Below are 542 nucleotides of genomic sequence, written 5' to 3'. Positions count from 1 at the left end.
GTCCGCAAGGGAGCGGCACGTCTTCGCCGCGCTCGATGATCTGCTTAGGTTGGCAGCCCTTCATTGGTTTTAATGCTGTCATAATTATTGTCCTGTAACTTCTTTGATCAAACGGTCTTCAATTTCCAGCTTCTTTACCATTTTGCAGGAGTGCTCATAAGCTGGATCAGTAGATTTGATGAACGTTCCGTTGTACATGACACCTTTGCGGTCCTTGATGTCTTCGTAGGCCGCTTGCGCACAGTCGGATAAGCGAAGGCCATAATCATGAGCTACGCCGGAAAGGTAATCGACTGCGGCCATGATGGTGACATCAATATCCATGCTCTGATTTTTAGCAATAGCATCACCAAGCCGTCCAAGGGTCTTTGCCAGGCGAAGGATAAATGAATGAGGGTGAGCGCCTTTATCAGCACACCCGCCGCCATTAATGTTTTCGATTTCAGTACCGTTTTGCGCCGCCAGGATGGTCAACACAACAAGCCAATCGCCAATGTCGTCCTTAATTGCGGCCTGCAAGTCACAGATGGCCTGCTCTGTAT

General features: G+C 49.1%; 1 protein-coding gene. It reads right to left on the bottom strand.

What is annotated here, in order from left to right:
* Positions 1–84: 84 nt before the first annotated feature.
* The coding region (locus Y887_RS20745) for a nucleoside triphosphate pyrophosphohydrolase family protein (RefSeq protein ID WP_046965593.1) at positions 85–542 on the bottom strand (458 nt) is incomplete at its 5' end.

Source organism: Xanthomonas pisi DSM 18956, from assembly GCF_001010415.1.
In the GTDB taxonomy this organism is placed as follows: Bacteria; Pseudomonadota; Gammaproteobacteria; order Xanthomonadales; family Xanthomonadaceae; genus Xanthomonas; species Xanthomonas pisi.
Note: the sequence above shows the minus strand (reverse complement) of the source record. Positions and strands in the feature narration are given on the sequence as shown.